Origin of the sequence: Streptomyces sp. rh34 (assembly GCF_002551245.1) — a bacterium.
Taxonomy (GTDB): Bacteria; Actinomycetota; Actinomycetes; order Streptomycetales; family Streptomycetaceae; genus Streptomyces.
The window spans coordinates 1-7,854 of sequence record NZ_NTGZ01000314.1; the positions used below are offsets into that span (position 1 = coordinate 1).

Here is a 7,854-nt window from a genome sequence, read left to right on the forward strand (position 1 = left end):
GGCAGGCACAAGCGGACCCGCCGCGCCTCACCCGCGTCTGCGGTGGCTGCCCCTGAGCCGGGCGGTCACGGGCCGGGCACCCGTGGTCTCACCCGCGCCTGCGGTCCCCGCCCGCCCCGGCACGCCGGGCATCCCCGGGCGGCGCAGGGGCGTTCTTCCCGACGGCCTCCGCGAGCGCCTCGTAATACTGTGCCGGCCGGGCCTCGAACTGCGCCCAGGTGGCCAGTTCGTCCGCGTCCGTGTCCGGACCGCGCAGCAGGTCGACCGATGCCTGGGCGAATCGCTCCGCCGCGCCCTCCCGTTCGGCCTCGGCCAGCACGAGGCGCAGCTTGTTCACCGCCGACAGGACGTTGTCGCGCTCGTACGGCGAGGTCCGCAGCATCTCCCGGACCCCGGAGGCGGGTTCGGCGGCGATCAGCAGTGCCTCCAGCCGCGCGGCCAGCTCACCGCCGGCCCGTGCCGCGTGGCGTGCGCCGGGCCCGGCGTCCACGAGCACCCGGAGTGCGGCGAGCAGCGCGGTGGTGCGCGGTTCCGGGCCGGCGTCGAACCGGACCGTCATCTCCCGGCCCACCGTGTCGGCCGTCCGCCGGGCCGCGGCCACCGTCTGCTCGGCCATGTCCCGCTCCATGCCGAAGAACTGGGCCAGCGCCCACGCCCCGGCGTCGAGCACGTCCCGTACGGTGCGGACGCCGTTCTGCTCCAGCTCCCCGGCCCGCAGCCGCCGCTCCGCCAGGCCCCGCATCCGGCTCACCGGAATCCGGCCCAACTCCCCGTCCACCAGCTCCTGGTGCAGCGGCGCCCACGCCTCCCGTACCGCTTCCACGGCCCGGCGGTGGTCCAGGGACACCAGCTCGGCGGCCTCCTTGAGCCGGGTCGCCCGGCGGACGAGCTTGGGCCGCACGCCGCGCGCCCGGCGCAGCGAGCGGACGTTGCCGCCGACGACGGCGACGACCGTCAGGGGCAGCCCGGCCATCGCCAGGGCGTCGGAGAGCTCGATCCGCGCGTCGTCCGCCGCGGCCTCTTCCTCCAGGGAGTACAGGCCACCCTTGCCGGGCCCCTCGGCGAGCACCCACCCCGAGTCCCACCCGAAGCCCCGGTCGTCGTAGTGCGGCGCCTTCAGCGTGGTGTCCCGCTCGGGGTCGCACCGGTAGGACCCTTCGAGTTCGCCGGCCCCGTACGGGTCGACCCAGGTCACGGTGCACGCCCCGTCCGGCTTCTCGTCGAGCACCGTCAGCTCGACCTGTTTCAGCTCGGGGAAGTCCGGCGTGGTCGCGTACAGCACACCCGACCAGGTGATCAGTGCCAGACCGAGGGCCAGGACCCACCGGAACACGGGTATGTGCCTCACCTCGACCCCCCGAACCTCTCGCGCGGGCCGCCCCTGCGCCCCGCGCGCTCAGCTTGCGCCGGGAGAGGACGGAAGGACAAGGACAGAAACAGGCAGCGGCCGGGGCCCCTGCCTGCTTGCTTCCGGCAATCCGGTCCGGCAGAGCGGCTGTGCGCGGGGCGGGGCGCTCAGTGACGGTAGAAGATCCGGTCCCGGTACTCCGTCATGACCCGGCCGTTCCACTCGTGGCCGCCGTCGACGTTGCCCGAGCGCAGCATCGGCGGCTCGACGCCCCGGGCCACCAGTCGCTCGACGGCGGCGGCCAGCATCGCCTGCATGATCGCGCTGGTCACCACGGTCGAGGCGGGGGCGAAGGGGGCGTCGACGCCGGGAGACGTCAGCTCCGCGTCGCCGATCGCGATCTTGCTGTCCAGGACGATGTCGCAGTGGTCGCGCAGGAAGCCGCCCGAGGCGTGCCGCGAGCGGGTGCCCTCCGCGTACGCGACCGAGGTGAGGCCGATGACCTTCAGCCCGAGGGCGCGGGCGTTCTGCGCCATCTCGACCGGCAGGGCGTTGCGCCCGGACAGCGAGACGATCACCAGAAGGTCCCCGGCGGTGGCGGGGCTGGAGTCGAGGACGGCCGAGGCGAGCCCGTCCACCCGCTCCAGCGCCGAGCCGAGCGTGGCGGGCATGACATCCACGCCGACCACGCCGGGCACGGTGAGCAGGTTCATCAGCGCCAGGCCGCCCGCACGGTAGACGACGTCCTGGGCGGCCAGCGAGGAGTGGCCCGCACCGAAGGCGAAGAGCCTGCCGCCGGACTCGACGGTGTCCGCGACGGCCGCGCCGGCGGCGGCGATGCTGTCCGCCTCCTCGTCCCGCACCCGCGTCAGCAGGCCGATCGCCGCATCGAAGAACTGACCGGCCAGCTTGCTGTCGCTCATCGGGAGAGCCCTTTCGGCGGGGATGGGGACGGGGTGGGGCGGGTGGTGGGCCGGGCGCCCCGAGGGGCCAGAACGCCGGTGCCGCCGATCACGTTGCGGTCTGGACCAGTGGCCTGTCAATAGCGCCCCGTGGCCCCGGCCGCACGCTCTTCCACGGGCTTTCCACCGGGGCGGCACGGTTGTCGGCGCTATGCGTCAGAATTGGTGCAGGGCCATCGCACGACGTTTTCTAGTCACAGCATCGAGGGGCACGTATGTCCGGACTGATCGACACCACGGAGATGTATCTCCGCACCATCCTCGAACTGGAAGAGGAAGGCGTGGTCCCCATGCGCGCCCGCATCGCCGAACGGCTGGACCAGAGCGGTCCGACCGTCAGCCAGACGGTGGCCCGCATGGAACGCGACGGGCTGGTCCAGGTCGCGGGTGACCGCCATCTGGAGCTGACCGAGGAGGGCCGTCGCCTCGCCACCCGCGTCATGCGCAAGCACCGGCTCGCCGAGTGTCTGCTCGTGGACGTCATCGGCCTGGAGTGGGAGCAGGTCCACGCCGAGGCCTGCCGCTGGGAGCACGTGATGAGCGAGGCGGTGGAGCGGCGGGTGCTGGAGCTGCTGCGTCACCCGACGGAGTCGCCGTACGGCAACCCCATCCCGGGCCTGGAGGAGCTGGGCGAGAAGGCGGAGGCCGATCCGTTCCTGGACGCCTCCATGGTGAGCCTGGCCGAGCTGGACCCGGGCGCCGAGGGCAAGACCGTGGTGGTGCGGCGGATCGGGGAGCCGATCCAGACCGACGCCCAGCTGATGTACACGCTGCGCAGGGCCGGGGTGCAGCCCGGGTCCGTCGTCAGCGTGACCGAGTCGCCCGGCGGGGTGCTGGTCGGCTCCAGCGGAGAGGCGGCCGAGCTCGGCTCCGAGGTCGCCTCGCACGTCTTCGTCGCCAAGCGCTGACACGGCTGCCCCCGCTCCGCGCCGCCGCGGTTGCCGCCCGGCGTGGACGCGGTCGCCGCCCGGCGCCGGAGCGTTCGTCTCCCGGGGCCGGCCCGGCGATCGGCCGTGGGCCGGCCACGGCAACACAACCGTGATGTGCGCTTTCCGATTTCCGTCCGGAATGGCAGCGGCCGGACGCGTCACATGCCAGGCTGAAGCCAGGCAGAGGACCTGAGGGTGTCGGTCGGCTCCGGCCGGCACGGTCGGGGAGGGAGCAGGGAATGCGCCCGTCGTACCATCACGCGCACCGCACGGTGCCCGGAGCGCTTCTCCACGCCCGGATCCCGGCCGGGGCGGGGCGGTTCGCGCCGCGGCCCGCCATCGTTGTCGAGGGTGCCGAGGGTCGTCCCCGGACAGGGGGCGGCCCCGGCGTCCGAAGGCGCCGGGGCCGTTCCTCCCCTGTGCTGACCCGGAGCCCCGAGCTCTCAAGGTCAGTTCCCGCGGGCCCCTGTCCCCGAGCGGCCCGCCTCCCGCTGAAGATCTCCCCAGGCCGGTCGGCATCAATCCTTGACGGGTGTCACTCGAACGTGGGGTCTTGGGCGGCGGAACCCCATTCTCGAATATGAGTTCGATAACCTGGCGAGGTGCGACCACACGGTGATCGAGGACCAGAAGGGGGTGCCAGGACTATGGTGCGGCGCATCGATGTGACCGGAACCGACGGCGTACGCCTCGCGGCATGGGAGTTCGCCGATCCGCCCAAGGAGCGCGCGGAATCGGACAGTGCTCCAGGGGTCTTACTCCTGCACGGGCTGATGGGCCGGGCCTCGCACTGGGCCCCCACCGCCCGCTGGCTGGCCGAACGGCACCGGGCGGTCGGCCTCGACCAACGGGGCCACGGCCGCAGTGACAAGCCCGCCGACGGCCCGTACACCCGCGACGCCTACGTCTCCGACGCCGAGGCCGCGATCGAACAGCTCGGGCTCGGTCCCGTCACCGTCGTCGGCCACGCCATGGGAGCGCTCACAGGCTGGCAGCTCGCCGCCAAGCGCCCCGACCTCGTCCGCGCCCTCGTCGTCTGCGACATGCGGGCCTCCGCCCTCGGGGCGGCTTCCCAGCGCGAGTGGAGCGACTGGTTCGACTCCTGGCCGCTGCCCTTCGCCACCCTCGCCGACGTACGGAAGTGGTTCGGCGAGGACGACCCCTGGGTGGAGCGGCCGAACCCCTCGCGCGGGGCTTTCTACGCGGAGGTGATGGCCGAGCGGGAAGACGGCTGGCGCCCCGTCTTCTCCCGCCGCCAGATGCTCCGCACCCGCGCCACCTGGGTCTTCGACGCCCACTGGGAGGAGCTGGCCCAGGTCCAGTGCCCCGCGCTGGTGCTGCGTGGCCTCGACGGGGAGCTGGGCCGCGCGGAGGCCCAGGAGATGGTCCGGGTCCTGCCCCGCGGCCAGTACGCGGAAGTGGCGGACGCGGGCCACCTCGTCCACTACGACCAGCCGGAGGGCTGGCGGGCCGCGGTCGAACCGTTCCTGGAACAGCTGAGGGCTGTCCCGGACGACCACGAACCGGCCTCCCCGTAGCCCCCGGCGGACCTGACCCGGCCCGACCGGCCCGGCAGCCCCCGGTCCTCAGCCCTTGCTGACCGCCGACAGGATCTCCGGCAGCCGGGCCGCCGTGCGCCGCGCGGCGATCCGCAGCCCCGCCCACCCGACGAGCGCCCCGTACACGAGCCCGCCCGGCACCATGAGCCACAACGCGTCGTGGTGGTCCGTGACGTGCATCCAGATGGTCGGCGCGATCACCGGCGCGGCCAGCAGCCCGGAGGCCAGCATGCCGCCGAGGATCGAGATCCAGGCCAGGCCGCCCTGCCCCGGCACCACGTTCTTGAACGCGCCCTCCTGCGGAATCGAGTAGGGGAACAGCGCCGAGGCCACCGCGCCCGTCGCCAGCATCGAGCCCAGCAGCGCGAACGAGAGGCCGAGCGCCCCCGGCAACGCCTGCCAGTCACCGATCACCGCCGCCGTCACCGCACAGACGACCAGCGTGAACGGCAGGGTGAGCAGCAGCAGGACGAACGCCCGCGCCCGCAGTTCGACGTACGCGTCCCGGGGCGAGGAGATCGTCAGCGCCACCATCCAGAAGGCCGAGGTGTCCTGGCCGAACTGGTTGTACATCTGCATGCCGAGCATCCCGGCGGCGAAGCACGCGAAGTAGACCGAGCCGGTGCCCTGGACCGCGTTGAGCAGCGGCACGATCGCCCCGACCGCCAGCGCCGTCACCCAGGCCGCCTTGGTCTTCGGGTCCCGGGCCACGTACCGCAGGCTGCGCTGCATCACCGTCGCGGTGCGGCCCTCCGGCAGCAGCGCCGACAGACCGCCCCGGCCGGACTCCTCACGGGCCGGCTCCGCCGCCGCCAGGGTCGAACCGTCCGGTGAGGTCATCAGCCTCACCAGGCTCCGCTGCCACATCCACATCAGCGCCACCAGGGCCGCCACCGTGATCAGCACCTGGAGGACCGCGGCCCCGTACGCACCGTCCGACGCCGTCTCCACCGCCCCCACGGCGGAGGCGCCGGGCAGCCAGCGGACCACGTCGCCCGCCGGTTCCAGCGTGGAGAGCCCGCCGGACTGCCCGAGCCGCTGCGCGCCGAAGTTGACGAACTGGATGCCCACCGCGATCACCAGACCGCTGAGCACCGCGAGGTCGCGGCCCTTGCGGGAGTTCAGCAGCCGGACGTTGGCCGTGGTCACCGCCCGGGACAGGGCCACGCAGAGCAGCATCGTCAGCGGGACCGCGAGCACCGCGAACACCACGCCCGCCGCCCCGTGCGCCAGCGCGAGAACCGAACCGGCCACCAGGCACAGGGTGAACAGCGGGCCGATGCCGATCATCGAGGACACCAGCAGGGCCCGGATCAGCGGCTCGGGCCGCAGCGGCAGCATCACCAGCCGGGTCGGGTCGAGGGTGTCGTCACCCGTGGGGAAGAACAGCGGCAGCACCGCCCAGCCGAGCGCCACGACACCGGTCAGCAGCACCACGACGGTGCCCGCGTGCTCGTTGCCGCGCAGCAGGACCAGGCCGAGCACCTGACCCGCGGCGAGCAGCAGCGTGAAGACCAGGGAGGTGATGAACACCGCCTTGCGCCCGGAGGACTGCCGCAGTCCGTTGCGCAGCAGCGTCAGCTTGAGCCGGACGAAGATCGGGGTCAGCCCCGTCGTCGGCGCCGCCTGGGCGGCCGAGGTGACCGGGGCGTCCAGCACGCTCATCGGGAGCCACCCAGCCAGTCGAGGGAGTCGCCGGCGTCCCGGCCGCCCGCGCCGACGAGTTCGAGGAAGGCGTTCTGCAGCGAGGGGGCGTCGCCGCGCACCTCGGCCAGCGTGCCCCGCGCCTTGATCCGGCCCGCCGCCATCACGGCGACCCAGTCGCACAGCGACTCGACCAGCTCCATCACGTGGCTGGAGAAGACCACGGTCGCCCCGGACCGGGTGTAGCGCTCCAGCACCCCGCGGATGGTCTGCGCCGAGACCGGGTCGACACCCTCGAACGGTTCGTCCAGGAAGAGCACTTCGGGGTTGTGGAGCAGGGCCGCCGCGAGTCCGATCTTCTTCCGCATGCCGGTCGAGTAGTCCACGACCAGCTTGTGCTGCGAGCCCGCGAGATCCAGCACGTCCAGCAACTGGGTGGCCCGCTTGTCCACCTCCTGCCCCGGCAGGCCGCGCAACCGCCCGTTGTAGGCCAGCAGTTCACGGCCCGAGAGCCGCTCGAACAGCCGCAGCCCCTCGGGCAGCACCCCGATCCGGGACTTCACCTCGACCGGATCCGTCCACACGTCGTGGCCCGCGACCTCGATCCTCCCCATGTCGGGCCGCAGCAGCCCGGTGACCATCGAGAGCGTCGTCGTCTTGCCCGCCCCGTTGGGCCCCACCAGGCCGATGAACTTCCCCGCGGGCAGCTCCAGATCGATCCCCCCGACGGCGACCTGATCCCCGAACCGCTTCCACAGCCCCTGTACGCGGACGGCGGGCCGTGCCTCGTGGGCACCGCCCGTCGCCGTGTCTGTCTCCGTACGTGCATCTGCCCGGTCCGGCATGGCACAGCCTTTCGATATCCCCATAGATGGGGACCACCCTACGAAAGGCCCTGACCGGAGCCCCGGGAGACGCCGTCCGGGCGCTACGGAACGCGCGTACGGGCGTCGGTCGCCTCCCGTGCGCAGGCGTACGCCAGCGGGCTGATCAGCTCGTCCACATCGGGCAGCCAGCGGTTGGCATGCGTGGGCTGCCGGGCCCACTGCACGGCCCCCCGGGCGCCGACCCGGGTGGGCGGGGCGGCGACGTAGTGGCCCTCGCCGCGGCCGGTCAGGTCGATCGCCTCGGCGTTCCAGCCGAGCCCGCGCACCAGCTCGGAGACCTTGGCGGCGGCGCCCGGCAGCACGAAGAACAGCATCCGGCGGTCGGGCGTGCGGGTCACCGGGCCCAGCGTCAGGTCCATCCGCTCCATCCGGGCCAGCGCCAGGAACCCCGCGGACTCCGGGACCTCCAGCGCGTCGAAGGCCCGGCCGGCCGGCAGCAGCACCGAGGCACGGGGCTGCCTGCTCCACATGCGCCGGGCCGCGGCCCCGCTGCCGGTCGCCCGGCCCGCCCAGTCGGGCCGGTCC

At 73.3% G+C, this 7,854-nt stretch carries 7 protein-coding genes; 2 read left to right on the top strand and 5 right to left on the bottom strand.

Features of this window, described 5'->3' with window-relative positions:
- Nucleotides 1-88: 88 nt before the first annotated feature.
- The gene (locus CR470_RS33605; protein ID WP_097871231.1) at nt 89-1,333 is read right to left on the bottom strand and encodes a hypothetical protein; all 1,245 of its coding nucleotides are present in this window, start codon (nt 1,331-1,333) and stop codon (nt 89-91) included.
- A gap of 182 nt (nt 1,334-1,515) precedes the next feature.
- Nucleotides 1,516-2,271: an SIS domain-containing protein gene (locus tag CR470_RS33610; RefSeq protein WP_097871232.1), complete on the bottom strand. Its 756-nt coding sequence runs from the start codon at nt 2,269-2,271 to the stop codon at nt 1,516-1,518.
- Nucleotides 2,272-2,525: 254 nt separating this feature from the next.
- Here CR470_RS33610 and CR470_RS33615 point away from each other — a divergent pair, with 254 nt between their 5' ends.
- Together CR470_RS33615 and CR470_RS33620 are read left to right on the top strand one after the other, a co-directional pair.
- Nucleotides 2,526-3,218, top strand: a complete 693-nt coding sequence (locus CR470_RS33615; RefSeq protein ID WP_097871233.1) for a metal-dependent transcriptional regulator — start codon at nt 2,526-2,528, stop codon at nt 3,216-3,218.
- A gap of 668 nt (nt 3,219-3,886) precedes the next feature.
- A complete protein-coding gene (locus tag CR470_RS33620) occupies nt 3,887-4,777 on the top strand; it encodes an alpha/beta fold hydrolase (protein ID WP_097871234.1) in 891 nt (296 codons plus the stop codon).
- Nucleotides 4,778-4,825: 48 nt separating this feature from the next.
- Here the strand turns inward: CR470_RS33620 and CR470_RS33625 are convergent, their stop codons facing one another.
- The 3 genes from CR470_RS33625 to CR470_RS33635 all read right to left on the bottom strand — a co-directional run.
- On the bottom strand, nt 4,826-6,463 hold the full coding sequence (locus CR470_RS33625) for a transporter (protein ID WP_097871235.1): 1,638 nt from the start codon (nt 6,461-6,463) through the stop codon (nt 4,826-4,828).
- A complete protein-coding gene (locus CR470_RS33630; protein ID WP_097871236.1) occupies nt 6,460-7,287 on the bottom strand; it encodes an ABC transporter ATP-binding protein in 828 nt (275 codons plus the stop codon). Before CR470_RS33630 ends, CR470_RS33625 begins: the two co-directional genes overlap by 4 nt.
- A gap of 83 nt (nt 7,288-7,370) precedes the next feature.
- On the bottom strand, nt 7,371-7,854 hold a 484-nt coding region (locus CR470_RS33635; protein WP_097871237.1), incomplete at its 5' end, for a bifunctional DNA primase/polymerase.

What these genes read in the sequence shown, in the direction of transcription:
- CR470_RS33610 (WP_097871232.1), bottom strand. Translation starts at nt 2,271, where the DNA reads ATGAGCGACAGCAAGCTGGCCGGTCAGTTCTTCGATGCGGCGATCGGC.
- CR470_RS33620 (WP_097871234.1), top strand. Translation starts at nt 3,887, where the DNA reads ATGGTGCGGCGCATCGATGTGACCGGAACCGACGGCGTACGCCTCGCG.
- CR470_RS33615 (WP_097871233.1), top strand. Translation starts at nt 2,526, where the DNA reads ATGTCCGGACTGATCGACACCACGGAGATGTATCTCCGCACCATCCTC.
- CR470_RS33625 (WP_097871235.1), bottom strand. Translation starts at nt 6,463, where the DNA reads ATGAGCGTGCTGGACGCCCCGGTCACCTCGGCCGCCCAGGCGGCGCCG.
- CR470_RS33630 (WP_097871236.1), bottom strand. Translation starts at nt 7,287, where the DNA reads ATGCCGGACCGGGCAGATGCACGTACGGAGACAGACACGGCGACGGGC.